Origin of the sequence: Anaplasma marginale str. Florida (assembly GCF_000215485.1) — a bacterium.
Taxonomy (GTDB): Bacteria; Pseudomonadota; Alphaproteobacteria; order Rickettsiales; family Anaplasmataceae; genus Anaplasma; species Anaplasma marginale.
Genome location: NZ_AFMS01000055.1, coordinates 1 through 1,051 on the forward strand (window position 1 = coordinate 1; position 1,051 = coordinate 1,051).

Sequence of the window (1,051 nt, forward strand, 5' to 3'; positions counted from 1 at the left end):
ACATGCAATGTATTTTAAACGTAATGGAGCAGCCGGGGCCGAGCCGATGCATTTATTGAAGGTAAGAGTTACAACGGAAAGTTTACTGTCGATTATGTTTGAATCTGGCATTTACACCGATTGTGTAGGAAGTTCAGAATCCCTGAGACACTACGTGGAGTTTTACTCACGCCTATTGCTGCGTTGCTTGCCTGGAAGCTCCGGAGACAGTGCGGTGGGAGGTGAAGTGGCGCACTGGGGCAGAGAAGATGCTTTGAGGTGCGCTGGACGGGGCTTATTGCAGATGGTCGGCAGCCATGCCGGGATTAGGCGGTTTGTGTGCGATATTATTACCCATAGGAGGGCATTTGAGCGGCTTGTAAGTTTCGGGTCTATTACAAGGCTAGAAAAGGCATTTATAGGTTCCTGCCTAAACTCCACTGCAGAGTGTGATGTAGCCGCCTTAGGCGGAAATGGGGCAGATACCTCTCGCGAATTCGTATCTGCGCTTTATGCGATAACGTGCACATACGAGCAATTCTTCAAAAATTTAGATGATACTCACCGTACACGATTGATAATCTCGAAGTTTCTTGCTGACAAAGACTTTAGGACGGTAATGGTAGCAAGAACTATAAATGCGGTACACAATGCAATTTACAGCATCAAGAGGAGAAAGGCGCAGATAACGCTTGATGCAATACTCAGCCATGGATGCATAGAAGAGTCCCTACCGTACTTGTGCAGGTGGATGCCAGCATTGTTTGAAAGCGTCAGCGCAGTTTTGCTCATTAACTCATATGGGCTGACGCACATGCAAGATCTTGATGCATCAATTGTCAGATGGTTAGCTGTCATTCCTGGGTTTGAGGTAATAAATACGAATGGTGTAGTAGAGGTATTAGCCAAGTCTACGGAGCGGGGTAGGGGGATTACTCCGGATTCAGAAGTGGATACACGCTTTTTAACGGCAATTGAGATCATAAGTAAGACAGCAGAATTTAATGCTTATGTCCCGAGCGCCGCCCAAGCATTATACACTGGTACCGAAGATAGTAACATGACGAGACCC

General features: G+C 46.7%; 1 pseudogene. It reads left to right on the top strand.

The features are described from left to right. Positions 1 to 46: 46 nt before the first annotated feature. Positions 47 to 1,051, top strand: a pseudogene (locus tag GAC_RS01600) (hypothetical protein); the annotation flags it as partial.